The following is a 23,537-nucleotide window of genomic DNA, read 5'->3' as shown; positions in this document are numbered from 1 at the left end:
GCCCGGAGGGCGCCCCATTGCCCGCACCTGGAGTTGTTGATGAAGCGCTCGCTCGTCCTCGCCGCCGCCCTGGCCGCCGCACTTCCGTTCTCCGCCCTTGCCCACAAGGCGTGGCTGCAGCCGTCGCAGACCGTGATTGCCGGCGACAAGCCGTGGATCACCGTCGATGCCGCTGTGTCCAATGACCTGTTCTACTTCAACCACGTGCCGCTGCGCCTGGAGAGCCTGGTCATCACCGCACCGGACGGCAGCACCGTGCAGCCGCAGAACGCGGCCACCGGCAAGTTCCGCAGCGTGTTCGATGTAGAGCTGACCCAGCAGGGCACCTACCGCCTGGCCTCGGTCAACAACGGCCTGTCGGCCAGCTGGGAAGAAGACGGCAAGCCGAGGCGCTGGCGCGGCAACGCGGCCACCTTCGCCACCGAAGTGCCGAAGAAGGCCAAGAAGCTGCAGGTAAGCCAGTCGGTCAACCGCATCGAAACCTTCGTCACCAACGGTACCCCGAATGCCACCGCACTGGCGCCGACCGGCAGTGGCATCGAGCTGGTCGCGCTGGGCCACCCCAATGACCTGTTCGCCGGTGAAGCGGCCACGTTCCGCGTGCTGGTGGACGGCAAGCCGCGCGCCGGGCTGGTCTTCGAAATCACCCGCGGCGGCACCCGCTATCGCAACGCGCAGGACGAGATCAAGCTCACCAGCGACAAGAAGGGCGAGATCACCGTCACCTGGCCCGAAGCCGGCATGTACTGGCTGGAAACCAGCAGCGAAGACAGGAAGACCTCGATCAAGCAGGCCAAGACGCGCCGCCTGAACTACGTGGCCACGCTGGAAGTGCTGCCGCAGTAACGCAACGATTCCGCATTCGACCGCATGACCTCTCTGCTCGACATTGCCAGTCTCGGTGGCCACACCATGGGCACCACCTGGCAGGTGAAACTGGCTGTCGCCGCCGGGCGCGACCTGCACCCGCTGCATGCCGGCATCCAGGCAAAGCTGGATGCCGTCGTGGCGCAGATGAGCACCTGGGAAGCGGACAGCGCTATTTCGCGATTCAACCGCGCCGCTGCCGGCAGCGCGCTGCCGCTGCCGGCGTTGTTTGCCGAGGTGATGGACGGCGCACTCGACATCGCCCGGCGCAGCGACGGCGCGTTCGACCCTACCGTGGGTCCGCTGGTGGCACTGTGGGGCTTCGGTGCGCACGCACATGCACGGCGCGTACCCGACGCGGCCCTGCTTGCCGCCACCCGGACGCGCTGCGGATGGCAGCGGCTGCAGTGGCAGCACGGCACCCTGCTGCAACCGGGCGCGCTGGAACTGGATCTGTCGGCCATCGCCAAGGGCTTCGCGGTGGATCTGGTCAGCCGCTGGCTGCGTGCCGGAATGATCAGTGCCGCGCTGGTGGAAGTGGGCGGCGAACTGCACGGGTACGGCCGCAAACCCGACGGGCAGCCGTGGCGGGTGCTGGTGGAAGCCGGCCCGGAAGAAGAAGTCGCGCTGACAAACCCGCCGCGTGTGCTCGCGCTGGACGATCTGGCCGTGGCCACGTCCGGTGACCGCTTCCATCGGTTCGTCCAGGACGGCACGCAGTACAGCCACACCCTCGACCCGCGCGTGGGCACGCCGGTCACCCGCAGCGCCGCCGCGGTCACGGTGGTCGCTGCCGACGCCCTCCAAGCCGATGGCTGGGCCACCGCGCTCACGGTGATGGGGCGGGACGATGGGCTGGCATTCGCCAACGCGCATGGCCTGGCCGCACGGTTCATCACCCGCACTGCGCATGGCATCGACGAACATCTGAGCACGGCATTTGCCGCACTGCTGGCCGAACAGGAGGCCGCGACATGAAGCGCGGCCCCTCGCGCGCAACGCTGGGCACCCTCGCCATGTTGGCCCTGCTGGCCCTGCTGGCGGGGCTGCTGCTGCGTCTGCACCTGCAGGAAGACTGGTGGCCGGGTGCGCCGCTGGCGTCGCACTGGCGCTGGGCGACGGCCAGCCTGGCGGCCTACGCCGCGCTGTGTACGCTGCTGTGGTGGCGCGGTCGCCCGCGCGACGACGTCGCCCGCGAAGACGAACAGGCGCCGCTGCTGCTGGTCTGGGCCAGCCAGACCGGCTTTGCCCAACAGCTGTGCGAACGCAGCGCCGAGGTGCTGCGCGCGGCCGGGGTCAACGTGCGCGTGCGCGGCCTGCACCAGGTCGACGCCGCGCTGCTGCAGCAGACCACGCGCATGCTGCTGATCGCCAGCACCACCGGCGAAGGCGACGCACCGGACCATGCGCTGCCGTTCCTGCGCCGGGTGATGCCGCAGGCACTGGCGTTGCCGCACCTGCACTACGGCGTGCTGGCGCTGGGCGATCGCAGCTACGGCCACTTCTGCGCCTTCGGCCACCAGCTCGACGCCTGGCTGCGCCGGCACGGCGCGCATCCGCTGTTCGACACGGTGGACGTGGACAACGCCGACCCGGCCGCACTGCGCCACTGGCAGCAGCTGCTGGGCCAGCTGGGCGGCAACGTCACCGAGCTGCCCGACTGGACCCCGGCGCACTACCAGCCCTGGCGGCTGCAGTCGCGCCGCCAGGTCAACACCGGCAGCCCCGGTGCGGCCACCTGGACGGTGGCCCTGGCGCCGGCCGACGGTGTGCTTCCAGGGTGGCAGGCCGGCGATGTGGTGGAGATCGGACCGCAGCACAATCCCGACGAGGTCGATGCATGGCTGGCCCGGCACGCCCGCGACGGCTACGCGCAGGTCGAAGGGCGGTCGCTGCGCGACTGGCTGGCGCGTTCGCACCTGCCGGTGCTGACCGATTCGGTCCCCGCCGGGGACGCCGCGCTGGTCGCTGCGCTCAAGCCACTGCCGCACCGCGAATACTCCATCGCCAGCACGCCGGCCGAAGGCCAGGTGCTGCTTCTGCTGCGCCGCCTGCTGCGCCCCGACGGCACGCCGGGGCTGGGCAGCGGTTGGCTGTGCGACCACGCCGCGCTGGGCGGACGCATCGACCTGCGTTTCCGCAGCAATCCGAATTTCCATGCGCCAGCGCCCGAGGTGCCGTTGATCCTGATTGGCAACGGCACCGGCATTGCCGGGCTGCGCGCGCACCTGCGTGCACGGGTCGAACAGGGCGCCGCGCGCAACTGGCTGCTGTTCGGCGAGCGTACCGCCGCGCACGATTTCCATTTCGGCGACGACATCCTGGGCTGGCAGCGTGCCGGCATGATCGCGCGGCTGGACACGGTGTTCAGCCGCGACGGCGGCGCCCACCGTTACGTGCAGGACCGGCTGCTGGCCGAGCTGGACACGTTGCGCCAGTGGCTGCGCGACGGCGCCACGATCCTGGTCTGCGGCAGCCTGCAGGGCATGGCCCCGGCGGTGGACGCGGTGATCGAGCAGGCGTTGGGGCGCGAAGGAAAAGAAGCCTTGATCGTCGCCGGCCGCTACCGCCGCGACGTGTATTGACGCGCACCGCGCAAAGATCGCTGCGCAGAACCCATCGCATGCTCACCTCACCAGGTAGAGCGGACTGACAGTCCGCTCTACCTGCGGGAGGCTACGCGGATTGCCAGCAGTTCACCGCCACCGGTCAGCGCGTAACGCTTTCGCGCCCCCGCCGCCAGCCACGCGGTGTCGCCCTGCTGCAACGGCGGCAGGTCTGGCTCGCCTTCGAACTGCGCCTGCCCGGCCAGCAGATGGATCGCCCATGCCGTGCCCGGTTCGGTGAAGAAGAACATGCTGCCCACCAGCGGCCGATGCAGCAGCGCGGCGTCGATCCGGTCACGGCGCCACATCAGGTTGAAATCGTGGGTCAGCCCATCCACCAGCTCGCCGCTGACCGCCGCCTCGCCGGCAAAACGCAGGCGATCATGCGGTGGCAGCAGCGTGTGCACCGCGCCATCGGCGAAGCGCAGGCGCAGCCCCTCCCCGCGCAGCAGCACCAGCTCGCGCTCGACCCCTGGAAACGACGAGAACGCCGCGTCCTGCTCGATCTCGGCAATCGACAATCGCAGCTGCCACTCGTCGTTGTCGGGCACGCGCAGGATTTCGCGCGTCCACCCCAGGCCGTTGCGCCAGCGCTCGCGGCGGTATTCAAAGCTCGGGATGACGCGCGTGGCAGCGCTCAAGGCAGTAGCGGTCGACATGCCGCCATTGTGCCTCAGCCGCTGCTGCCGCCGCAGTCGGTGCTGAGCAGCTGTGAGTGTGCCAGCCACGCCTTGTCCGGGTAGTAGGCGAACACCATCGCCCCGCCGCGCAGGCTGTCGATCAACGGCCGCGCCACGGTCAGGCGCACGGCCGGGCAGCCCAGGCTGCGACCCAGCCGGCCCTGCAGGCGCGCGATGCCGGGGTTCACGTACGGCGCGCCGTGGACGACGATGGCGCGGTCGCGCGCCTTGTCGTTGAAGCCGGGCTCCAGGCCCTCCAGCCGCAGCGAATAGCCGTTGCCGCCCATGTAGGTTTCCTTGGCGGTGAAGGCGCCCAGGCTGGACATGAAACTGCCGTCGCGGTTGGAGAAGCGCTCGGTCGCATTGCCGCCGCTGTTGCGCCCGTGCGCGACCCATTCTTCGAACAGCAGTTTCTGCCGGGCAAGGTCGAACACCCACATGCGCTGCTCGGTGGACGGCCGCGAATAGTCGATTACGCCCAGGCGCGTCGGATCGACCCCCAGCTCGGGCCGCCGCAGCGCACAGCGCATGGCCTTCGCCGCCAGTTGCAGCACCTTGCGGTCCGCATTGGGCGCCGTACGCGCCATCATCTCGGCCATCTGCTCTGCCGGCAGCGCCGGCCGTTGGCCGGCTCCCGACCCCGCCTGGGCCGGCCGGCGGTCGGCGCCAGCGGCACCTGCATCGCCCCCTGAGAGGGCGAGCGCGGTGGTCCCCATCAGCAGGAAAAGCGCAATGCGGTAAGCCATCCTTACAAGGTGGCCCCGGCAGCGTCGGATTCCAAGACCGGCTGCAGGTTCTGTTCATCGGCCACCGGGCGAACCGCCGGCAGGCTGGTCACCAGCAGCGTGGTGCCGGGCACCAACGCCTTGTACAGCTGTGCGGCGAACGCCGGCGGCAAGGCCATCGGCAGGCTGGGCGTGGCCAGCAGGTCCGGGCTGGCATTGCCGGGGCTCTGGCCCAGCAGCGGGTAAGCGGTCCACGTGTGCAGCTTCTGGCTGGCGTCGAGCGGGCTGGCGGTGTCCGAATAGCCCTGCTGCATGACGAACAGGGTGGTGCCCTGGAACGCCGGCAGCGCCTTCGCTTCCAGCCGCGACTCGCCGATGAGCACGCCGTCGCGCAGGACGTACAGGCGCTGGTCGTGCAGGCTCACCAGGATGCCGACCTGCCCGGATGGCGCGGCGCTGTCGTTCCAGTAGTGATCCGGCGCGCTGGTGGTTTCCAGCAGGGCCTTGCCGGTGCTGTTCACCGGCGCCAGCACCGCCGGGTAGGCCAGCGTCATCGGCGCGCTTTTGGCGTCGGCCACCACCACGGTGTCGCCGCGCTGGGTTTCGCTGAACAGTTTCTGCGCGAAGGCCTGCGGCAACCGTACGCAGCCATGCGACGCGGGGTGCCCGGGCAGGTTGCCGCCGTGCAGGGCGATGCCGTCCCAGGTCAGCCGCTGCATGTAGGGCATCGGCGCGCTGTTGTAGAGGCTGGACTTGTGGTCCTTGTCCTTCTGCAGGATGGTGAACACCCCGGTCGGCGTTTCATGCCCGGGTTTGCCCGAACTGATCGTGCTCAGGCCGATGGCGATGCCGTTGCGGTACACGTAGGCACGCTGCTCATCCAGGCTGACCACCAGCACGATCGGCCCCGCTGGCGAGATTTCCGGGTGCCAGAGGAACTGGCCGGGCTTGAGATCGGTGGGGCTGGCAGGCTCGGGCGCGGACCACGCCGGGAGTGCCATGACGGCGATGAGCGAACCGGCGATGTGGGTCAACAGCGTGCGGCGTGTGAGCATGTGGCCTTCCCTCGGGTGGGTCGAGGACACGCATGGCGTGTCGCTACGCATGATGGCCAGCGCCATCGTCCTGCGCACGTAGAAGGTCGTCGCGACACGCCATGCGTGTCAACCGCGCGCAGCGCGGCCCAGCCCTCCAACACCGCAGAACATACGGTGACAGGGGTGGGCTCGCCGTTGAAACCCACCACAACCCCAAACAAAATTGCCCGGTCACACATCCCTGTGTGGACCGGGCAATCGTCACGTCCCTGTCGGCATCCCGCCTTCCCCCTGTGCGTCCTGCCCAGTATGGGTGCCGGCCATGCTCCCTGCACTCGGCCGAATTTCGTTCCGCCATCCCTCCCCGTCCCGGGATTGGATGCCACCGTCCTGGTGGATCCGCGCCATTCCTTCCGCGCTGCGTCCCTGCGTGCCGCCTCCCTGCGGCTGTCGTGGTGGCCGGCTCCTGCCTGGCCGCCGTGACCGGCGTCGTGCCGGTCGCGACCGATTCCCCTACGTCAGCGCCTTGGAACGGGTGCCGGCACGGCCCTCCTGGGCGGTGCCGCCGTGGGCGCCGCCATGGCCCCCACCGTCATCCGTCGTCGATTCCGTTCGACCGTTGCTGTCCCTATCCCCTTCACCCGTGCCAGTTCCTCGACCCGGATGAACGGTCCGTGTTGTCGCCGGTACGCGACGATCGCCTGGGCCTTCCTGGGCCCCACGTTCGTCAATCCCTGCTGCAGCGTCGACGCGTCGGCGGTGTTGATGTTGATCCGCTCCGCCGCCAGGGCAGTGCCGCTCAACAACAGTCCCAGCGCAAGCGCCTTCCACGAAAACCAAGGCCCCACCGTGCAGCTCCCTGTGACTTCGGACCGACTGCTGCCGGCATCCCGTCGGAGCAGTCAGTGTCCCTCGCCACATGCACACAGCCTATCGTCGACATCACCTTCACACAGCCAGCCAAATACCTGACGTGGTGTAGGAAAAACCCTACCCCGTGCACAGGCGTAGAATGGCGCGATCAGCCACATGCACTCGGAGTTACCTGATGGACAGCGCCAAGCTCGGCCAATTCGTCAATGAAAAGTGGGACAGCGAGATCGTTCCGCAACTGGTCGAATACATCCGCATTCCCAACAAATCGCCGATGTTCGATGCCAATTGGGTCGAAAACGGCTATATGGAGCAGGCGGTCACGCTGATGGAAAGCTGGGCCAAGGCCCAGAACCTGCCGGGCCTGCAGGTGGAAGTGGTGCGCCTGGAAGGCCGCACCCCGCTGCTGCTGCTGGAAATTCCCGCCACCGGCGCCGAAACCGGCGACGACACCGTGCTGCTGTACGGCCACCTGGACAAGCAGCCGGAAATGACCGGCTGGGACGACGACCTGGGCCCCTGGCTGCCGGTGCTGCGCGGCGACAAGCTGTACGGCCGTGGCGGCGCCGACGACGGTTACGCCATCTTCGGCTCGCTGGCCGCCGTGCTGGCGCTGCAGGCGCAGAACCTGCCGCACGCCCGCTGCGTGGTGCTGATCGAGGCCTGCGAGGAGTCGGGCAGCTACGACCTGCCGGCCTACGTGGACCACCTGGCCGACCGCATCGGCAAGCCGTCGCTGGTGGTGTGCCTGGACTCGGGCTGCGCCAACTATGACCAGCTGTGGTGCACCACTTCGCTGCGCGGCCTGACCGGCGGCAACTTCTCGGTGAAGGTGCTCAATGAAGGCGTGCACTCCGGCGACGCGTCCGGCGTGGTCCCGTCCAGCTTCCGCCTGCTGCGCCAGCTGCTGTCGCGGATCGAAGACGAGAACACCGGCCGCATCCTGATCGACGGCATGCACGTGGAGATTCCGGACGAGCGCCAGGCCCAGGCCAAGCGTGCCGCCGAGGTGGTGGATACCGAGATCTTCGAGAAATTCCCGATGGTCGACGGGCTGCGTCCGATGAACGAAGACCTGACCGAGCTGGTGCTCAACCGCACCTGGCGCCCGGCACTGTCGGTGACCGGCGTGGACGGCATGCCGCCGCTGGCCTCGGCCGGCAACGTACTGCGTCCGCATACGGCGGTGAAGCTGTCGCTGCGCCTGCCGCCGACCGCCGACGGCAAGGCCTGCGGCGAACTGCTGAAGGAGGCCCTGCTGCGCGATCCGCCGAACGGCGCGGAAGTGAAGCTGGACCTGGAAAAGGCCTCCTCGGGCTGGAACGCGCCGGCGATGGCGCCGTGGCTGACCCAGGCCATCGACGAGGCCAGCCAGACCTTCTTCGGCAAGCCGGCGATGTACATGGGCGAAGGCGGCTCGATTCCGTTCATGGGCATGCTGGGCGAAAAGTTCCCGGGTGCGCAGTTCATGATCACCGGCGTGCTGGGCCCGCATTCCAACGCGCACGGCCCGAACGAGTTCCTGCACATCCCGATGGGCAAGCGCGTGACCGCGTGCGTGTCGAAGGTGATCAGCGAGCACTACGCGGCCAGCCTGCGCGGTGAAACCAGCGGCTCGCCGGTGGCTGCCGACAGCGGCACCCGCCATGGTGGACACGGCTGCTGCTGACCCGTAGCGCCGGGCCCTGCCCGGCGCCATGATCGACGCGGAGGGACGCAGCCTTTTGCTAGGCTGCGTCCATCTCCTGCAGGAAACACGCGATGGACGGTCTGTTCGGCAGCACCAGCTGGCTCTATATCATCCTGGTCGGCTTCATCGTCGGCCTGTTCGGGCGCTTCTTCATGCCCGGCAACAACCGCATGGGCTGCCTGCTGACCATCGTGCTCGGCATCGTCGGCGCGCTGGTGGCCGGCTGGTTCGGCCAGTACATGGGCTGGTACTCGCGCGGTGAGCCGGCCGGTTTCATCGGCGCGATCCTTGGCGCCATCGCCGTGCTGGCGGTGCTGCGACTGTTCAGCGGCAGGCGCTGACGCTCCTCCCCTCATTCCCCCGCGCGCCGCCGCGCGCCGCATCGACGTACCCGTCCATGAACGATCCCGCTTCCGACCCACTGCGCGCCGAACTGCGCCGGCAGTGGACCTGCACCGCCCTGGCCGACCCCGACCTGCACCTGGACCGCGCGTCGGTGGATGCGGGCTTCCGCAGCTACTGGCGGGCCACCAGCGCGCACGGCAGCCACATCGTGATGGATTCGCCGCCGGGCCTGGAAGACGTGCGGCCATGGCTGCGCATGCACGACCTGCTCGAACCCAACGGCGTGCGCGTCCCGCGCGTGCTGGCGCGCGATGAAGCCCAGGGCTTCCTGCTGCTGGAAGACCTGGGCGGGCCAACCCTGGCGCGGCATATCGATGACGCCAACGCCGACGCCTGGTTCGATGCGGCGTTTGCGCAGTTGATCCGCCTGCAGTCGATCCCGGTGCCCGATGGCATGGGCACGTTCGGCGAGGCGCTGCTGCAGCGTGATGCGGGCCTGTTCGACGACTGGTTCCTGCAGCGCCACCTTGGCCTGCAGCTGGATTGCGGTGCGCTGGAGGAGCTGCAGCTGGCCCACCGCCGGTTGATGGACAACGCCTTGCAGCAGCCGCAGGTGCTGACCCACCGCGACTTCATGCCGCGCAACCTGATGCCGGTCGAGGGTGGCCCGGCGGTACTGGACTTCCAGGACCTGGTGCGCGGGCCGATTGCCTACGACCCGGTCAGCCTGTTCAAGGATGCCTTCCTGAGCTGGCCGCTGGAGCGCGTGGATGCCTGGCTGGCGCGCTACCACGCGCAGGCGCTGGCGGCCGGGCTGCCGGTGCGCCCATGGCCGCAGTTCCTGCGCGACGCCGACTGGATGGGCGTGCAGCGCCACCTGAAGATCCTCGGCCTGTTCGTGCGCCTGCGCGACCGCGATGGCAAGGGTCACTACTTCGCCGACGCGCCGCGTTTCATCCGTTACCTGGATGAAGTACTGCCCCGCCATCCGGAACTGGGCGGCTTGAATGCGCTGCTGCAGGAGCGGATCAAGCCGGCAATGGCGGCGCTGGCGCTGCCGGTGGCGAGCCGCGCATGAAGGCGATGATCTTCAGCGCCGGCAAGGGCGAGCGCATGCGTCCGCTCACGCTGACCACGCCCAAGCCGCTGCTGGTGGCGGGCGGCAAGCCGCTGATCGCGTGGCACCTGGAGCGGCTGGCGGCGGCGGGTTTCAGCGAGGTGGTGATCAATACCTCGTGGCTGGGCGACCAGTTCGAACCCGCGCTGGGCGATGGCAGCCGCTGGGGCCTGCGCCTGCATTTCATCGACGAAGGCGCGGTGCCGCTGGAAACCGGTGGCGGCATCCTCAACGCGCTGCCCGTGCTCGGCGATGCGCCGTTCCTGGTGGTCAACGGCGATGTCTGGACTGATGTGGATTTCCGCCCCCTGCCGCAGCAGCCCGACGGCGACGCGCACCTGGTGCTGGTCGACAACCCGGCGCAGCACCCGCGTGGGGATTTCATCCTGCGCGGCGATGGCAGCGTCAGCGATGCGGGCGATGCGCCGCGGCTGACCTATGCGGGGGTGGGCGTGTATCGTCCGTCGATCCTGCAAGGCTGGCGCGATGTGATTGGCGCCACCGAAGGCGCGGCAGCAACGCCGCCGCAGTTCGGATTGGCGCCGCTGATGCGCCATGCAATGGCGAAGGGCCGCGTCACCGGGCAGTACCACGCCGGACGATGGACGGACGTGGGCACGCCAGAACGCCTCGCACTGCTGGACGCAACCCTGGCGTAGGTTGGATGAACGCATCGCCATGCGCGCGGAACCTGCCGCCTTGACGGGGCATGATTCGGGTGTGGCTCTACAGCCGGTGCGACCCTTCTTCCACCACCTGCCGCAAAAACGGCACGGTGATGCGCCGCTGCGCGGCCAGCGATTCGCGGTCCAGCCAGTCCAGCAGGCTGACCAGGCTGCCCAGCTCGCGGCCGGTACGGGTCAGCAACCACTCGATCGCCGCTTCATCGATCGACAGCCCGCGCCGCGCCGCCCGCTCGCGCAGCACCGCCGCGCGACCTTCGTCGTCCAGCGGCTGCAGCACCACGCGCACGCACTGCTGCAGGCGCGAGCGCAGGTCCGGCAGCACCAGCCCCAGCCGGTGCGGCGCATGCTGCGCGGTGTACAGCAGGGTGACGCCCGCGTTGCGCGCGCGGTTGTGGAAGTCGAACAGCGCCACTTCATCTTCGCGCTGCCCGGCGATGGCATCCAGCCCGTCCAGGGTCACCAGGTCGCGGCCTTCCAGCGATTCCAGCGCGGCGCGCACCCGCCCCACCACCGCCTTCAGCGGGAGATAGGTCGCTTGCCGCCCGGCCTGCTGGGCCAGCGAACACATCGCCAGCGCCTGGTGGGTCTTGCCGGTGCCGGCCGCCCCTTCCAGGTAGACCCAGTGCGGGTCTTCGCCCACCGCAATCGCGCGCAGCTGCGCCAGCGCACCGTCCGGTGCGCCGATGAAGGTTTCCAGTCGCTCGTCCTGCGGGTAGCGCAGGGCAAGCGGCAGCTGCGGCACCACGCTCACTTCAGTTCCGGGCCCTTGGGTGCGTCGACGATCAGGGTCGGCTTGTCGATGTACGAGTCGAGCACGATCGCGGTCTTCTCGCCCGCGTACAGCTCGCTTTCGCGGTACCGCAGGTGGGCGTAGCGCAGCAGCACGTTGCTTACCGCCGCCACCGGCAGCGCCAGCAGCATGCCCAGGAAGCCGAACAGCTGGCCACCGGCCATCACCGCGAAGATCACCGCCACCGGGTGCAGGCCGATCTTGTCGCCGACGATGCGCGGGGTGAGCACGTAGCTTTCCAGCAGCTGGCCCACGGTGAACACCACGCCGACCAGGATCAGCAGCTTCAGGTCGAAGCCCTGCGCCTGCACCAGCGCGGCCAGCACCGCCATGACGATGCCGGTGGTGGCGCCCAGGTACGGGATGAAGCTGATCAGCCCGGCGATCAGGCCGATCAGCAGGCCCAGCTTCAGGCCCACCAGCGACAGGCCGATCGCATAGATCAGGCCCAGCGCCACCATCACCAGGAACTGGCCGCGGATGAACGCTCCCAGCACCTCGTTGGACTCCCGCGCCAACTTGGTGATCGTGCCCACGTGGTTGCGCGGGATGGTGGAGGCCACCCGCTCGACCAGCTTGTCCCAATCGCGCAGGAAGTAGAACGCCAGGATCGGCAGCAGCAGGATGTTGACCACCCAGGTCACCATCGCAAAGCCCGAGCGCGACACGTAGCCGAAGAAGGTCTTGGCGAACCCGCCGGCCTGCTCCCAATGGCTGCGCACCCAGTCGATCAGCCGGTCCGGTTCCAGCCACGGCATGATCTCCATGCCGGTCTTCTGCTCGAACCAGGGAATGCCCTTCTCCATCAGCCACTGCTGCGCCTGCGGGATGGCCGCGATCAGGGTGGAGATCTGGCGCTCGATCATCGGCACCAGGATCAGCAGCGCGGCGGTGATCACCAGCACCATCGCCACGAACACCAGCACCACGCCGGTGTTGCGCGAGCGGCCATTGGCTTCGATCCGGTCCACCAGCGGGTCGCCCAGCCAGGCCAGCGCCAGGGCCAGCACGAAGGGGGTCAGGATCGGGGCCAGCAGCCACACCACCCAGCCCACCGCCAGCGCGAACAGAACGTATTTGACGCGGCGCAGGAACTGCGCGATCTCGGCTTCCGGGGTCAGGATCATCGCAGGCGGTACTCGTTGCTGGCCGGCGGCGGCGGGGTGCCGGGCGCGGCGTCTTCGTCGATCGGCACCGGCAGCGGGGCCAGCGGCACGATCACGCCGTTGTCGCCCAGCATCCGGTTCAACCCGGCCAGGCCGGTGGTCATCTCCAGCGACAGCTCCAGGCGGTTGCCCGAGGCGCGCAGCGGGGTGATGTTGCGCACCACCGGGCTTTCGCGCAGGCCGGCGGCCAGGCGCAGGTAGTCTTCGGCGCTGTTCAGCCCGGTCACCACGATGGTGTAGCTGCCGGCCACGCCCGCGGCCGCGGCCGGCTTGGCGTAGCGGCGCACCAGCGCGTCGGCGGCACCGTCGGCGCCCCCGGCCATCGCACGGCGGGCATCGCTGTCATTGGTGGTCCACGCGTTCAGTTCCTTGCCGCCGTCCACGAACACCCAGTCGGCCACCCAGCCGCCGGTCTTGTCGCGGTAGAGCTTGCCGACCAGCTGCATCGGAGGGGCATAGCGCGAGGAGGCGCGCGCCACGGCTGCGGTGTCCTTGCGCCAGATCGCACCGACCAGGGCCTGCTCGGCCGCGCTGCCGGTGGGCAGGCCCAGCTTGTAGCCGCGCTCGATGGCGCGGTTCAGCAGCGGACGCGCCGCATTGGCCTGCTGCACGGTCACCAGGCGCGGGCCGCTGCCATCGTCGATGGCCAGCCAGACCACCGGCTTGGGCCGCGGCTGCGGCCACAGCGGCAGGCCCAGGGCCGAGATCAGGCCGTCCACGTCGTCCTGGCGGAACCGGGCCACCAGCATGGTGCGGAAGCTGGGCGCGCCGCTGGCCGAGGTGCTCTGGTCCTGGCGGTAGTCATAGCTGGCGACGTAGTTCTTCGCATCGCGCAGGGCCTGCATCACCCCCGGACGGGTAATCACGCTGCGGTCGCCCGACAGCTTGGCCAGCACGTTGCCCAGCGCGCGGGCCAGGGCCCCGTTGCGGTCGGCGTCGCCCTGGCTGTTGACCGGCACTTCGGCTTCATAGGCGCCACTGGCGCTGGCCACGTCGCCTTCGGTACGCAGGCCGCTCTGGGCCATCGTGGCCACCGGCAGGCATAGCGCGAGGAACATCATCACAAAGAGGCTGCGGCGCATCAGGACTTCCATTGGGCGTATCCGGGGGGAATTGTTGCCCGAATAGGGCCTGCGCGCCAACGTGGCCTGTTAAAATCCCGCTTTCACTCCAGCGCAGCGCCGACGCCCGTGACCAATTCCCCGTCCAACCCCTCCCCCCTGACCTACCGCGACGCCGGCGTCGACATCGACGCGGGCAATGAACTGGTCGAGCGCATCAAACCGCTGGTGAAGCGCAGCTTCCGGCCCGAGGTGATGGGTGGACTGGGCGGGTTCGGGGCGCTGTTCGACCTGTCCAGCAAGTACCGCGAGCCGGTGCTGGTGTCGGGTACGGATGGCGTTGGCACGAAGCTGAAGCTGGCACAACAGCTGGGCCGCCACGACACCATCGGCATCGACCTGGTCGCCATGTGCGTGAACGACGTGCTGGTGCAGGGCGCCGAGCCGCTGTTCTTCCTGGACTATTTCGCCACCGGCAAGCTGGACATCGACACCGCCGCGGCGGTCGTGGGCGGCATCGCCAACGGCTGCACCGAGGCCGGCTGTGCGCTGATCGGCGGCGAAACAGCGGAAATGCCCGACATGTATGCCCCGGGCGAGTACGACCTGGCCGGCTTCACCGTCGCCGGCGTGGAAAAGAGCGAACTCAAGGACGGCGCCAGCGTCGCCGAAGGCGACGTGCTGATCGGCATCGCCTCGTCCGGCCCGCACTCCAACGGCTACTCGCTGGTGCGCCGCATCTATGACCGTGCCGGCCAGCCGGCCGACCTGGAACTGGAAGGCGGGGTCAAGCTGGTCGACGCGTTGATGGCCCCGACCCGCCTGTACGTGAAGCCGATCCTGGCCCTGCTCAAGGCGCATGGCGCGGCCATCCACGGCATGGCCCACATCACCGGTGGCGGCCTGACCGAGAACATCATCCGCGTGGTGCCCGACGGCCTGGGCCTGGACATCGACGCCTCCTCCTGGACCCTGCCGCCGGTGTTCCAGTGGCTGCAGAAGGAAGGCGCGGTGGCCGACAGCGAAATGTGGCGCACCTTCAACTGCGGCATCGGCTTCGTGCTGATCGTCGCCCCGGACCAGGTGGCCAGCGTGACCGCCGCCGTCGAGGCCCAGGGCCTGGCGCAGTGGACCATCGGCAAGGTCACCACGGCCGACGGCGCCGAACGCGTGCGGATCGGCTGAGCGACCCCGGAGACCTGCATGGACGCCCCCCTCCCCGTCGCCCCCGCGCTGTCGATTGAAGACGCTTCGCAGCTGCGGCTGCTGTCGATCTTCCACTATGTGGTGGCGGGGCTGACCGCGCTGTTCTCTCTGTTTCCGCTGATCCACGTGGGCCTTGGCGTCGCCGCACTGACCGGCGCGATGCCGATTGAAAGCAACGGGGGCACCGCCTCGCCCGGGGAAACCCGGCTGTTTGGCTGGATGTTCATCGGGATCGGCTCGGTCCTGATCCTGTGCGGACTCACCCTGGCCGGCTTCATGGCCTACGCCGGGCGCTGCCTGGCGCGCCAGCAGCGGCATACGTTGTGCCTGGTCGTCGCCGCCCTGTCGTGCATGTTGATGCCGCTGGGCACGGTGCTGGGCGTGTTCACCCTGATCGTGCTGTTGCGGCCGACGGTCAAGGCCGCCTTCAACGCTTCCCCCACCGCCCACGCCTGAGGTTTCCCGATGTCTGCCACGCCCCCGCCGCTGAACGTCCCGCGCGGCTGGACACCGCATCAGGTCGCCTCGCACCTGCATACGTTGAAGATCCTGTTCTACATCCTCGGGGCGCTGGAGCTGGTGCTGGTGCCGATCCTGGTGCTGGGCGCCGCCGCCGGCTACATCAGTGAAAGCAACAGCGCCAACCCCGACGCCCAGCCGGCCCTGCTGGCGGCGATCCTGGTCGGCGCCGGCGCGATCTTCGCCGTTCTGGGTACCTTGAACATCCTCGGCGCGCGGCGCATGGCCGAGCGCCGTTCGCACAAGCTGTGCAAGATCGCGGCCGGCGCGGCCTGCTTTGCCGGCGCGCTCGGCATCGCGCTGGGCGTGTACGCGCTGATCGTGCTGATGCGCCCGGAAGTGGTCGCGAGCTTTGCTGCCACGGACGGCACGGTCGCGGCATGACCCCGGCCAGCAACACCGCGTCAGGGGGCGCGCGCAGCCGCATCGCCGTGCTGGCCTCCGGCCGTGGCAGCAACCTGCAGGCCATCATCGATGCCATCGCCGCCGGCACGCTCAATGCCGAGGTGGTGGCCGTGCTGTCCGACAAGCCGGAGGCGTCCGCCCTCCAGAAAGTCGCCCCGGAGCGACGCTGGGCGCGCTCGCCCAAGGACTTCGCCGACCGCGCCGCCTTCGATGCCGCGATGGGCGACGCGCTGGCAGCGTTCGCGCCCGACTGGGTGGTCTGCGCCGGTTACATGCGCATCCTCGGCGAAGCCTTCGTGCAGCGTTTTGCCGGCCGGCTGGTCAACATCCATCCGTCGCTGCTGCCGCTCTACAAAGGGCTGCACACGCATGCGCGCGCACTGGAGGCGGGCGATGCCGAAGCCGGCGCCAGCGTGCACTTCGTGGTGCCCGAACTGGACGCCGGCACCGTACTGGCGCAGGCGCGGGTGCCGGTGCTGCCCGGCGACACCGCCGAGCAGCTTGCCCAGCGGGTGCTGGCCGTGGAACACCCGCTGCTGATCGCCAGCCTGCGGTGGCTGGTGGGCGGGCGCGTAGCTGAACGCGACGGGCGGCTCCAGGTCGACGGCCACCCCCTGTTCAGTCCGCTGCGCCTAGATTGCGCCGGAGAGCTGAACGTCCCGGTCTAGCGCACACGCGCCGCTGACCTGGACACTGGCATTCTCCCCCTCCTCTTTCGTTTGTGCCCCTACGCATGAAAACGTCTCCGTCCCAGGTCGTGCTGCTGTTCGCGTCCCTGCTGTGCACCGTGGCCATCGCCGCGGCGCAGGAGCCGCCTGCGCAACCGCCCGCCGCGCCTGCCGTCCCCGCCCCGCCGGTGCTCGCGCCGATGGCGTGGGAAGCACCGCCGCTGGAGCCGTTCACGGCCACCTACCAGGCCCTCTACAAGGGCAAGGAGGCCGGCGATGCGATCATGCGGGTCACCCACACCGGCGGTGACCAGTGGCGGGTGGACATGCAGGTGGTCGGCCGGCGCGGTTTCGCCAGCGTGCTGGGCCTGAACCTGGAGCAGAGCACCGTGTTCGAGAAGCAGGGCACCACCTATGTGCCGCTCAGCCAGTCCACGGTGCGCAAGGGTCTGTTCCTGGGCAAGAAAGTCACCGGCACCTACAACTGGCAGGCCGGCACCGCCCAGTGGAACGGCGACCTGAAGAAGGAACGCACCCAACCCATTCCGCTGCAGGCCGGCGACCAGAGCGCACTGCTGATCAACCTGGCGATCATGCGCGACGCCCGACCCGGCGCGCAGATGCATTACCGCTATGTCGACGTCGGTCGCGTGCGCCAGCATGACTACCAGGCCGCTGCGGACACCGAGAATGTCCAGGTGGGCGATCTCTCATACAACGCGCTGCGGGTCCATCGGACCAACGGCGGCAACGATGAAACCATTCTCTGGGTCGCCAACGGGGTTCCGACCCCGGTGCGTATCCTGCAACGCGAAGACGGCGAAGATCGGATCGACCTGCGCCTGATCGAATATCAAGGAGTGTGAGCATGAGCATCTTCAACCGTCCCCTGTCGTGGGTCGCCGCCGGCGCGTTGGCGCTGACCAGCCTGCCGGCCATGGCGCTGCAGCCGTTCACGGCCGAGTACCAGGCGACCTACATGGGCCTTGCGGCCCCGGGTCAGATGACGCTGAGCAAGGTTGACGGCGACAAGTGGCAGTACAGCCTGAAGGTGCAGAACCAGCTTGGGCTGCTGACCCAGAACACCGTGTTCGACGAGGCCAATGGTCGCCTGCGCCCGCTCAGCAGCGAAGACCGCTCGGCGGTGTTCGTGAAAAAGAAGAACGTGCAGGCCAACTACGACTGGGGCAAGAAGCAGGCGACCTGGACCGGCGACATCAAACCCGAACGCGCTGGCCCGGTGACGCTGAAGGCCGGCGACATGGATGCGCTGCTGATCAACCTTGCGATCGCGCGCGATTTCGCCGACGGCAAGCCGCTGACCTATCGCATGGTCGACGAAGGCCGCATCAAGTCGCTGACCTACAAGACCGTGGGCAAGGAACAGGTCACCGTGGGCGGCAAGACCTACGACGCCACCAAGGTCTCGCGCGTGGACGGCAACAAGGAGCAGATCGCCTGGGTGACCAGGGAACTGCCGGTGCCGGTGCGGCTGCTGCAGCGCGAAGGCGGCAAGGACGCGCTGGACCTGACGATCAAATCGTTCAAATAGCGTATCGACCAACGGTCGATACCTGCCCGGTAGCTGCCGACCGTTGGTCGGCAGGCCAGCCCATGAAAACGCCCGCGTTCCGCGGGCGTTTTTTCATTTGGCGGGTTTGCCTTCCGCGAACACCGTCCTGCAGTCCACGCGGATCTGCTCGCCGGTCCGGCGCCAGTAGAACGCCTTGCAATGGCGGTTGCCGTCCTCGGTCGTGTTCACGCCCACGGCGTAGAACGACTGCAGCACTTCGGTGCGGCTGACCGTGCCGTCGCCATTCCAGTCCATGTCCTGCTGCTCCAGGCCCTGGGTGATGGCGATGCCGGCATACCAGGCGTAGCCCAGCCAGCCCAGCACCACCAGCACCAGGATCAGCAGCGCCTTGCGGCGTCGGGTGAACTGGCCGCGCAGGATCATGCGACGCGCCGGATCGTGGCGCCCAGCGACGAGAGCTTCTCTTCGATGTTCTCGTAGCCGCGGTCGAGGTGGTAGATGCGGTCGATGGTGGTATCGCCGTCGGCCATCAGGCCCGCCAGGATCAGCGACGCCGACGCGCGCAGGTCCGTGGCCATCACCGGCGCACCACTCAGCTGCTCGGCCCCGCGCACGATCGCGGTATGGCCCTCGACCTGGATGTCGGCGCCCAGGCGCAGCAGCTCGTTGACGTGCATGAAACGGTTTTCGAAGATCGTTTCATTGATCACGCCCACGCCGTCGGCCACGCAGTTGAGCGCCATGAACTGCGCCTGCATGTCGGTGGGGAACGCCGGGTACGGCGCGGTGGTCAGGTTGACCGCACGCGGACGCTTGCCCTGCATGTCCAGGGTGATGCTGTCCTCGGTGGTCTCGATCGTCGCCCCGGCCTCGACCAGCTTGGACAGCACCGCGTCCATGGTGTTCGGGCGCGCGCGGTTGACCGTGACCTTGCCACCGGTCATCGCCGCCGCGACCAGGAAGGTCCCGGTTTCAATGCGGTCGGGCAGCACTTCGTGGCGGCCGCCGGACAGGCGCTCGACGCCTTCGATCACCAGCCGCGCGGTGCCCAGGCCCTCGATCTTCGCGCCCAGCGCGATCAGGCAGTGGGCCAGGTCGGTCACTTCCGGTTCCATCGCCGCGTTGTCCAGCACCGTGGTGCCTTCGGCCAGCACCGCCGCCATCAACACGTTTTCGGTACCGGTCACGCTGACCATGTCGAAGGTGAAATGGGCGCCCTTCAGGCGCTTGGCCTGGGCCTTGATGAAGCCGTTCTCGACCACGATCTCCGCACCCAGCGCCTGCAGGCCCTTGATGTGCTGGTCGACCGGGCGCGAGCCGATCGCGCAGCCGCCCGGCAGCGACACTTCGGCTTCGCCAAAGCGCGCCAGCAGCGGGCCCAGCACCAGGATCGAGGCACGCATGGTGCGCACCAGCTCATACGGGGCCACATGCTGGTTGACCGGCCGCGGGTCGACCACGATCGCGCTGCCACGCGACAGCGTGCCCTGGTCGATGGTCACCTTGGCGCCCAGCTCGCCCAGCAGCTTCACCGTGGTGACCACGTCGTGCAGGTGCGGCACGTTGGTGATCTCCACCGGCGCATCGGCCAGCAGGGTGGCGCAGAGGATGGGGAGGACGGCGTTCTTGGCGCCGGAAATGTTCACTTCACCGTGCAGCGGCTTGCCGCCGGTCACTACGATCTTGGCCATGGAATCTACTTGGGGTGTGGTAGCGCCGACCGTTGGTCGGCTGGATGGTCGAAGGCAACGGGTACTTCGGCGATCAACCGGCCACTTCGGCCGGGGTCACCGTCTTCAGTGCCAGCGCGTGGATCGCCCCGCCCATCAGCTCGCCCAGCGTGGCGTAAACCATGCGGTGGCGCGCCAGCGGCAGTTTGCCGGCAAAGGCGTCGGAGACCACGGTGGCTTCGAAATGCACGCCGTCGTCGCCCTGCACATCCGCGCGGGCGCCCGGCAGGCCGTCTTCGATCAATTTACGGATGGTCTCGGCGTCCAACGGGCTTTCCTAATAAAATGAGCGCTCATTCTACTCCTCCGCGTGGCGCCCGCATGGCTGTATCGCCCCTGCCCCCCTCCTCCGCCGACCCGGCCGCGCTGGTTGCCAGCGGTCGCCGCGTGTTCGAGATCGAGCGCGACGCCCTGGCTGCGGTGGCCGAACGCCTGGGCGGGGACTTCGCCCGGGCCTGCCAGCTGGTGCTGGAAAGCCGCGGCCGGGTGGTGGCCACCGGCATGGGCAAATCCGGGCATGTGGCCCGCAAGATCGCCGCCACCCTGGCCTCCACCGGCACCCCGGCGTTCTATGTACACCCCGGCGAGGCCGGGCACGGCGACCTGGGCATGATCACCGAGGCCGACGTGGTCCTGGCGCTGTCCTACTCGGGTGAATCGGACGAGGTGCTGATGCTGCTGCCGGTGCTCAAGCGCCAGGGCAACCGCCTGATCGCGATGACCGGCCGGCCGGGCTCGTCGCTGGGCCTGGCGGCCGACGTGCACCTGGACGTCAGCGTACCGGCCGAGGCCTGCCCGCTGGCCCTGGCCCCGACCTCCAGCACTACCGCGTCGCTGGCCATGGGCGATGCGCTGGCGGTGGCGCTGCTGGACGCGCGCGGCTTCACCGCCGACGATTTCGCCCGTTCGCACCCGGCCGGCAGCCTGGGTCGCCGCCTGCTGCTGCACATCACCGATGTGATGCACAGCGGGGACGAGCTGCCCCAGGTCGGCGAAACCGCCAGCCTGAGCGAAGCCCTGGTGGAAATGAGCCGCAAGCGCCTGGGCATGACCGCCGTGGTCGATGCCGACCAGCGCCTGGTCGGGCTGTTCACCGACGGCGACCTGCGCCGCGCCCTGGACAGCGACCTGGACGTGCGCAGCGCGCGGATCGTCGATGTGATGACCCGCAGCCCGCGCACCATCGGCGCCGACCAGCTGGCGGTGGAAGCGGCACGGGTCATGGAAACCCAGCAGATCAACGGCCTGATCGTGGTCGACGGGCAGGGCCGCGCGGTCGGCGCGCTCAATATTCATGACCTGTTGCGGGCCCGGGTGGTTTAAACCACAGTGACACCCCTCCATTCAGCTGGACCTGCTTGCCTGATGCCCTACTCCCCGTTGCCCGGTTTCCCGTCCCACCTGCATGCCGCCGCCGGCCGTATCCGGCTGGCCTGCTTCGACGTGGACGGCACGCTCACCGATGGTCGGCTCTACTACGACCGTGACGGCAACGAGAGCAAGGCGTATTACGTGCAGGACGGACTCGGCCTGAAACTGCTGCAGCAGCACGGTATCCACCCCGTGCTGATTACTGCGCGCAACAGTCTTTCCGCGCTCAAGCGCGGCGCCGACCTGGGCATCGACACCCAGATCGCGGTGGGCGACAAGCTGGCCAGCGTGCGCGCGCTGTGCGAACAGCACGGCCTGGGCCTGGAGCAGGTGGCCTTCATGGGCGATGACCTGCCCGACCTGGCCCCGCTGTGCGCGGTCGGCCTGGCCGTGGCGCCAGCCAATGCCCACCCGTGGATCGCCGAGCGCGTGCACTGGCAGACCCGTGCCGATGGCGGCCGTGGCGCTGCGCGGGAACTGTGCGATGTGCTGCTGGCCGCCCAGGGGCATGTGGACGCGGTACTGGCGAGGTACGGCGCATGAACTGGCGCACCGCACTGGGTGGCCTGCTGCTGATCGCTGCGTTGTACAGCGGCTGGTCGCTGCTGCGCGACCGCAACAAGGCCGAGATCGTCCCCGGCGACGACGCCAGCAAGGATTACGTGCTGCACGATTTCCAGATCGTGGCGCTGGACGAACAGGGCCGCGAATCGACCACCCTGCGCGCACCGCTGCTGGAACGCTCCCGCAGCGATGAGACCATGACCCTGCAGACCCCGCTGTTCCTGCTGCCCGACCGCGACGGCCATCACTGGGAGCTGCGCAGCGACACCGGTTGGGTCAGTGCCACCGGCGACAAGCTGCGGCTGACCGGCAACGTCAGCGGTGACAGCCCGCGCGTGCCGACGGTGCCGCCAACCACCTTCCGCACCGAGCAGCTGGACGTGTTCCCGAAGGAAAACCGGGCCACCTCGGACGGACTGGTTACCCTGACCCGCCCCGGCATGACCCAGTCCGGGGTGGGGTTCGCGCTGAATTCCAACGACAAGACCTATCAGTTCCTGAGCCAGGTCAAGAGCCGTTACACGCCGCGTCAGTGATGCATATCGATACTCCAACGACGGCACTGGCCGTTTCCCCGACTCTGGCAGGAAAGCCCCACGTGATGAAGACCCTCTACGCCGCTGCATTCGCCCTCAGCCTGATGCTGCCCGCGGTGGGCGCGCAGGCCAAGACGTCCGACCGCAACCAGGAAATGACCATCGATGCCGGCGCGCAGGCAGGCACGCTTGGCGATGGCGTCACCACGCTGTCCGGCGGGGTCATCATCACCCAGGGCACGCTCGACATCCGTTCGTCCCAGGCCGACATCCACATGAAGGGTGGCGAAGCGGTGCGTGCGGTGTTCACCGGCAAGCAGGCCAAGATGAAGCAGCAGCTGGACGATGGCAGCTGGATGGAAGCGCAGGCCGACAAGATCGACTACGACATCAAGACGGAAATCATCGTGCTTACCGGCAACTACACGGTCAAGAGCGCGCAGGGCACCAACTCCGGCGGCACCATGACCTACAACACCGCCACCGGGCAGATGAACAGCGGCGGCGACGGCCAGCGCGTACGCACCGTCATCCCGCCCAAGAACAAGACCCCGGCCCCGGCCGCCAAGCCGGCCGCCGCGCCGACCAGGACCACCGTCCCCACTGCCGGGAGCAAGAAGTAATGCTCGTCGCCAAAGGCCTGCGCAAGCGCTACAAACAGCGCGAAGTGGTCAAGGAATTCGGCCTGACCCTGGAGGCCGGTGAAGTAGTGGGCCTGCTCGGCCCCAACGGCGCCGGCAAGACCACCTGCTTCTACATGATCGTGGGCCTGGTCGAGGCCGACGCGGGCAGCATCGTGCTCGACGGCAAGGACATCACCGCCGACCCGATGTACACCCGGGCCAAGCAGGGCGTGGGCTACCTGCCGCAGGAGCCGTCGGTGTTCCGCAAGCTGACCGTGGCCGACAACCTGCGCCTGGTGCTGGAACTGCGCGAGGACCTGGACAAGGACGGCCGCGAGAAAGAGCTGAACTCGCTGCTGGACGAGTTGCAGATCGGGCATGTGGCCGACCAGATGGGCGCCAGCCTGTCCGGCGGCGAGCGCCGCCGCTGTGAAATCGCCCGCGCGCTGGCCGCCAGGCCGCGGCTGATCCTGCTCGACGAACCGTTTGCCGGCGTGGACCCGATCTCGGTCGGCGAGATCCAGCGCATCGTCATCCACCTCAAGCAGCGTGGCATCGGGGTGCTGATCACCGACCACAATGTGCGTGAAACCTTGGGAATCTGCGACCGCGCGTATATCCTCAATGAAGGCAGCGTACTGGCGCAGGGGGCACCGGACGCGATCCTGGAAAACGCAGACGTCCGCCGCGTGTACCTTGGAGAGACCTTCAAGCTCTGACCGGCCGGCCGTTGCATCG

Annotated in this window: 28 protein-coding genes; 18 read left to right on the top strand and 10 right to left on the bottom strand. The window is 68.6% G+C overall.

Annotated elements, in window-relative coordinates:
- Positions 1-39 precede the first annotated feature (39 nt).
- From ACIGII_RS11110 to ACIGII_RS11100, 3 genes are read left to right on the top strand one after another with little or no spacing between them, the layout of a single operon-like run.
- The gene (locus ACIGII_RS11110) at positions 40-846 is read left to right on the top strand and encodes a DUF4198 domain-containing protein (RefSeq protein WP_399638096.1); all 807 of its coding nucleotides are present in this window, start codon (positions 40-42) and stop codon (positions 844-846) included.
- Between the two features lie 24 nt (positions 847-870).
- Positions 871-1,845: an FAD:protein FMN transferase gene (locus tag ACIGII_RS11105; RefSeq protein WP_399638095.1), complete on the top strand. Its 975-nt coding sequence runs from the start codon at positions 871-873 to the stop codon at positions 1,843-1,845.
- The gene (locus tag ACIGII_RS11100) at positions 1,842-3,452 is read left to right on the top strand and encodes a sulfite reductase subunit alpha (RefSeq protein ID WP_399638093.1); all 1,611 of its coding nucleotides are present in this window, start codon (positions 1,842-1,844) and stop codon (positions 3,450-3,452) included. The genes ACIGII_RS11105 and ACIGII_RS11100 overlap by 4 nt, the downstream gene beginning before the upstream one ends.
- Before the next feature lie 77 nt (positions 3,453-3,529).
- Here the strand turns inward: ACIGII_RS11100 and ACIGII_RS11095 are convergent, their stop codons facing one another.
- The 4 genes from ACIGII_RS11095 to ACIGII_RS11080 all read right to left on the bottom strand — a co-directional run bounded on the left by ACIGII_RS11095 (position 3,530) and on the right by ACIGII_RS11080 (position 6,718).
- On the bottom strand, positions 3,530-4,132 hold the full coding sequence (locus ACIGII_RS11095) for a HutD family protein (RefSeq protein WP_399638091.1): 603 nt from the start codon (positions 4,130-4,132) through the stop codon (positions 3,530-3,532).
- A gap of 14 nt (positions 4,133-4,146) precedes the next feature.
- Positions 4,147-4,869 (bottom strand): murein L,D-transpeptidase catalytic domain family protein, encoded by a 723-nt coding sequence (locus ACIGII_RS11090; protein WP_399638140.1) that lies wholly within the window; start codon positions 4,867-4,869, stop codon positions 4,147-4,149.
- Positions 4,870-4,901: 32 nt separating this feature from the next.
- Entirely contained in the window at positions 4,902-5,933 is a 1,032-nt protein-coding gene (locus ACIGII_RS11085) for a L,D-transpeptidase (RefSeq protein WP_399638089.1), read from the bottom strand.
- A 500-nt stretch (positions 5,934-6,433) separates the two neighbouring features.
- Complete coding sequence (locus ACIGII_RS11080; RefSeq protein WP_399638086.1) at positions 6,434-6,718, bottom strand: ComEA family DNA-binding protein; 285 nt, start codon at positions 6,716-6,718, stop codon at positions 6,434-6,436.
- 245 nt (positions 6,719-6,963) lie between these two features.
- On the opposite strand from ACIGII_RS11080, the gene ACIGII_RS11075 reads away from it, so the two are divergent.
- From ACIGII_RS11075 to murU, 4 genes are all read left to right on the top strand, one after another.
- Complete coding sequence (locus ACIGII_RS11075) at positions 6,964-8,457, top strand: M20 family metallopeptidase (protein ID WP_399638083.1); 1,494 nt, start codon at positions 6,964-6,966, stop codon at positions 8,455-8,457.
- Positions 8,458-8,549: 92 nt separating this feature from the next.
- Positions 8,550-8,819 carry a GlsB/YeaQ/YmgE family stress response membrane protein gene (locus ACIGII_RS11070; protein WP_399638080.1) on the top strand — a complete coding sequence of 90 codons (270 nt, stop codon included), beginning with the start codon at positions 8,550-8,552 and terminating at the stop codon, positions 8,817-8,819.
- Positions 8,820-8,875: 56 nt separating this feature from the next.
- On the top strand, positions 8,876-9,901 hold the full coding sequence (locus ACIGII_RS11065; RefSeq protein WP_399638078.1) for an aminoglycoside phosphotransferase family protein: 1,026 nt from the start codon (positions 8,876-8,878) through the stop codon (positions 9,899-9,901).
- Positions 9,898-10,599: an N-acetylmuramate alpha-1-phosphate uridylyltransferase MurU gene (gene murU, locus ACIGII_RS11060; RefSeq protein ID WP_399638075.1), complete on the top strand. Its 702-nt coding sequence runs from the start codon at positions 9,898-9,900 to the stop codon at positions 10,597-10,599. The genes ACIGII_RS11065 and murU overlap by 4 nt, the downstream gene beginning before the upstream one ends.
- 67 nt (positions 10,600-10,666) lie before the next feature.
- Here the strand turns inward: murU and hda are convergent, their stop codons facing one another.
- Genes hda through ACIGII_RS11045 form a run of 3 tightly spaced genes read right to left on the bottom strand, consistent with a single transcriptional unit; the run spans position 10,667 to position 13,664 of the window.
- Entirely contained in the window at positions 10,667-11,377 is a 711-nt protein-coding gene (gene hda, locus ACIGII_RS11055) for a DnaA regulatory inactivator Hda (RefSeq protein WP_399638073.1), read from the bottom strand.
- Entirely contained in the window at positions 11,374-12,543 is a 1,170-nt protein-coding gene (locus ACIGII_RS11050; RefSeq protein WP_399638071.1) for an AI-2E family transporter, read from the bottom strand. Before ACIGII_RS11050 ends, hda begins: the two co-directional genes overlap by 4 nt.
- Positions 12,540-13,664, bottom strand: a complete 1,125-nt coding sequence (locus ACIGII_RS11045; RefSeq protein WP_399638069.1) for a DUF2066 domain-containing protein — start codon at positions 13,662-13,664, stop codon at positions 12,540-12,542. Before ACIGII_RS11045 ends, ACIGII_RS11050 begins: the two co-directional genes overlap by 4 nt.
- A gap of 138 nt (positions 13,665-13,802) precedes the next feature.
- Between ACIGII_RS11045 and purM the strand changes: the two genes are divergently transcribed.
- From purM to ACIGII_RS11015, 6 genes are all read left to right on the top strand, one after another.
- Positions 13,803-14,828, top strand: coding sequence for a phosphoribosylformylglycinamidine cyclo-ligase (gene purM / locus ACIGII_RS11040; RefSeq protein WP_399638139.1), 1,026 nt, complete (start codon positions 13,803-13,805; stop codon positions 14,826-14,828).
- A gap of 18 nt (positions 14,829-14,846) precedes the next feature.
- On the top strand, positions 14,847-15,305 hold the full coding sequence (locus ACIGII_RS11035; protein ID WP_399638067.1) for a hypothetical protein: 459 nt from the start codon (positions 14,847-14,849) through the stop codon (positions 15,303-15,305).
- A gap of 9 nt (positions 15,306-15,314) precedes the next feature.
- Positions 15,315-15,752, top strand: coding sequence for a hypothetical protein (locus ACIGII_RS11030; protein ID WP_399638066.1), 438 nt, complete (start codon positions 15,315-15,317; stop codon positions 15,750-15,752).
- Positions 15,749-16,441 carry a phosphoribosylglycinamide formyltransferase gene (gene purN / locus ACIGII_RS11025; RefSeq protein WP_399638063.1) on the top strand — a complete coding sequence of 231 codons (693 nt, stop codon included), beginning with the start codon at positions 15,749-15,751 and terminating at the stop codon, positions 16,439-16,441. The genes ACIGII_RS11030 and purN overlap by 4 nt, the downstream gene beginning before the upstream one ends.
- A gap of 65 nt (positions 16,442-16,506) precedes the next feature.
- Positions 16,507-17,307 (top strand): DUF3108 domain-containing protein, encoded by an 801-nt coding sequence (locus ACIGII_RS11020; RefSeq protein WP_399638060.1) that lies wholly within the window; start codon positions 16,507-16,509, stop codon positions 17,305-17,307.
- Positions 17,308-17,309: 2 nt separating this feature from the next.
- On the top strand, positions 17,310-17,993 hold the full coding sequence (locus ACIGII_RS11015) for a DUF3108 domain-containing protein (RefSeq protein ID WP_399638058.1): 684 nt from the start codon (positions 17,310-17,312) through the stop codon (positions 17,991-17,993).
- 93 nt (positions 17,994-18,086) lie between these two features.
- Here the strand turns inward: ACIGII_RS11015 and ACIGII_RS11010 are convergent, their stop codons facing one another.
- The 3 genes from ACIGII_RS11010 to ACIGII_RS11000 form a co-directional block, all read right to left on the bottom strand.
- On the bottom strand, positions 18,087-18,398 hold the full coding sequence (locus ACIGII_RS11010; RefSeq protein WP_399638055.1) for an EF-hand domain-containing protein: 312 nt from the start codon (positions 18,396-18,398) through the stop codon (positions 18,087-18,089).
- Positions 18,395-19,666 carry a UDP-N-acetylglucosamine 1-carboxyvinyltransferase gene (gene murA, locus ACIGII_RS11005; protein WP_399638053.1) on the bottom strand — a complete coding sequence of 424 codons (1,272 nt, stop codon included), beginning with the start codon at positions 19,664-19,666 and terminating at the stop codon, positions 18,395-18,397. Before murA ends, ACIGII_RS11010 begins: the two co-directional genes overlap by 4 nt.
- A gap of 73 nt (positions 19,667-19,739) precedes the next feature.
- Positions 19,740-19,973: a BolA family protein gene (locus ACIGII_RS11000; RefSeq protein WP_399638050.1), complete on the bottom strand. Its 234-nt coding sequence runs from the start codon at positions 19,971-19,973 to the stop codon at positions 19,740-19,742.
- 53 nt (positions 19,974-20,026) lie between these two features.
- Here ACIGII_RS11000 and ACIGII_RS10995 point away from each other — a divergent pair, with 53 nt between their 5' ends.
- From ACIGII_RS10995 to lptB, 5 genes are all read left to right on the top strand, one after another.
- The gene (locus ACIGII_RS10995; protein ID WP_399638049.1) at positions 20,027-21,028 is read left to right on the top strand and encodes a KpsF/GutQ family sugar-phosphate isomerase; all 1,002 of its coding nucleotides are present in this window, start codon (positions 20,027-20,029) and stop codon (positions 21,026-21,028) included.
- A 42-nt stretch (positions 21,029-21,070) separates the two neighbouring features.
- Positions 21,071-21,619, top strand: coding sequence for a KdsC family phosphatase (locus ACIGII_RS10990; protein WP_399638046.1), 549 nt, complete (start codon positions 21,071-21,073; stop codon positions 21,617-21,619).
- Complete coding sequence (gene lptC, locus ACIGII_RS10985; protein WP_399638044.1) at positions 21,616-22,176, top strand: LPS export ABC transporter periplasmic protein LptC; 561 nt, start codon at positions 21,616-21,618, stop codon at positions 22,174-22,176. The genes ACIGII_RS10990 and lptC overlap by 4 nt, the downstream gene beginning before the upstream one ends.
- Positions 22,177-22,241: 65 nt before the next feature.
- Positions 22,242-22,799: a lipopolysaccharide transport periplasmic protein LptA gene (gene lptA / locus ACIGII_RS10980; protein ID WP_399638138.1), complete on the top strand. Its 558-nt coding sequence runs from the start codon at positions 22,242-22,244 to the stop codon at positions 22,797-22,799.
- Entirely contained in the window at positions 22,799-23,518 is a 720-nt protein-coding gene (lptB, locus tag ACIGII_RS10975; protein WP_399638041.1) for an LPS export ABC transporter ATP-binding protein, read from the top strand. Before lptA ends, lptB begins: the two co-directional genes overlap by 1 nt.
- Positions 23,519-23,537: the final 19 nt, after the last annotated feature.

The sequence above is a fragment of the Stenotrophomonas sp. NPDC077420 genome (assembly GCF_044543385.1).
Taxonomy (GTDB): Bacteria; Pseudomonadota; Gammaproteobacteria; order Xanthomonadales; family Xanthomonadaceae; genus Stenotrophomonas.
This window is presented reverse-complemented; position numbering and strand designations above follow the sequence as displayed.

What these genes read in the sequence shown, in the direction of transcription:
- ACIGII_RS11050 (WP_399638071.1), bottom strand. Translation starts at nt 12,543, where the DNA reads ATGATCCTGACCCCGGAAGCCGAGATCGCGCAGTTCCTGCGCCGCGTC.
- ACIGII_RS10995 (WP_399638049.1), top strand. Translation starts at nt 20,027, where the DNA reads ATGGCTGTATCGCCCCTGCCCCCCTCCTCCGCCGACCCGGCCGCGCTG.
- ACIGII_RS11015 (WP_399638058.1), top strand. Translation starts at nt 17,310, where the DNA reads ATGAGCATCTTCAACCGTCCCCTGTCGTGGGTCGCCGCCGGCGCGTTG.
- ACIGII_RS11070 (WP_399638080.1), top strand. Translation starts at nt 8,550, where the DNA reads ATGGACGGTCTGTTCGGCAGCACCAGCTGGCTCTATATCATCCTGGTC.
- ACIGII_RS11035 (WP_399638067.1), top strand. Translation starts at nt 14,847, where the DNA reads ATGGACGCCCCCCTCCCCGTCGCCCCCGCGCTGTCGATTGAAGACGCT.
- ACIGII_RS10990 (WP_399638046.1), top strand. Translation starts at nt 21,071, where the DNA reads ATGCCCTACTCCCCGTTGCCCGGTTTCCCGTCCCACCTGCATGCCGCC.
- murU (WP_399638075.1), top strand. Translation starts at nt 9,898, where the DNA reads ATGAAGGCGATGATCTTCAGCGCCGGCAAGGGCGAGCGCATGCGTCCG.
- lptC (WP_399638044.1), top strand. Translation starts at nt 21,616, where the DNA reads ATGAACTGGCGCACCGCACTGGGTGGCCTGCTGCTGATCGCTGCGTTG.
- ACIGII_RS11105 (WP_399638095.1), top strand. Translation starts at nt 871, where the DNA reads ATGACCTCTCTGCTCGACATTGCCAGTCTCGGTGGCCACACCATGGGC.
- murA (WP_399638053.1), bottom strand. Translation starts at nt 19,666, where the DNA reads ATGGCCAAGATCGTAGTGACCGGCGGCAAGCCGCTGCACGGTGAAGTG.
- ACIGII_RS11065 (WP_399638078.1), top strand. Translation starts at nt 8,876, where the DNA reads ATGAACGATCCCGCTTCCGACCCACTGCGCGCCGAACTGCGCCGGCAG.
- ACIGII_RS11010 (WP_399638055.1), bottom strand. Translation starts at nt 18,398, where the DNA reads ATGATCCTGCGCGGCCAGTTCACCCGACGCCGCAAGGCGCTGCTGATC.
- ACIGII_RS11110 (WP_399638096.1), top strand. Translation starts at nt 40, where the DNA reads ATGAAGCGCTCGCTCGTCCTCGCCGCCGCCCTGGCCGCCGCACTTCCG.
- ACIGII_RS11095 (WP_399638091.1), bottom strand. Translation starts at nt 4,132, where the DNA reads ATGTCGACCGCTACTGCCTTGAGCGCTGCCACGCGCGTCATCCCGAGC.
- ACIGII_RS11090 (WP_399638140.1), bottom strand. Translation starts at nt 4,869, where the DNA reads ATGGGGACCACCGCGCTCGCCCTCTCAGGGGGCGATGCAGGTGCCGCT.
- ACIGII_RS11030 (WP_399638066.1), top strand. Translation starts at nt 15,315, where the DNA reads ATGTCTGCCACGCCCCCGCCGCTGAACGTCCCGCGCGGCTGGACACCG.
- ACIGII_RS11075 (WP_399638083.1), top strand. Translation starts at nt 6,964, where the DNA reads ATGGACAGCGCCAAGCTCGGCCAATTCGTCAATGAAAAGTGGGACAGC.
- ACIGII_RS11085 (WP_399638089.1), bottom strand. Translation starts at nt 5,933, where the DNA reads ATGCTCACACGCCGCACGCTGTTGACCCACATCGCCGGTTCGCTCATC.
- ACIGII_RS11020 (WP_399638060.1), top strand. Translation starts at nt 16,507, where the DNA reads ATGAAAACGTCTCCGTCCCAGGTCGTGCTGCTGTTCGCGTCCCTGCTG.
- lptA (WP_399638138.1), top strand. Translation starts at nt 22,242, where the DNA reads ATGAAGACCCTCTACGCCGCTGCATTCGCCCTCAGCCTGATGCTGCCC.
- ACIGII_RS11100 (WP_399638093.1), top strand. Translation starts at nt 1,842, where the DNA reads ATGAAGCGCGGCCCCTCGCGCGCAACGCTGGGCACCCTCGCCATGTTG.
- lptB (WP_399638041.1), top strand. Translation starts at nt 22,799, where the DNA reads ATGCTCGTCGCCAAAGGCCTGCGCAAGCGCTACAAACAGCGCGAAGTG.
- purN (WP_399638063.1), top strand. Translation starts at nt 15,749, where the DNA reads ATGACCCCGGCCAGCAACACCGCGTCAGGGGGCGCGCGCAGCCGCATC.
- ACIGII_RS11045 (WP_399638069.1), bottom strand. Translation starts at nt 13,664, where the DNA reads ATGCGCCGCAGCCTCTTTGTGATGATGTTCCTCGCGCTATGCCTGCCG.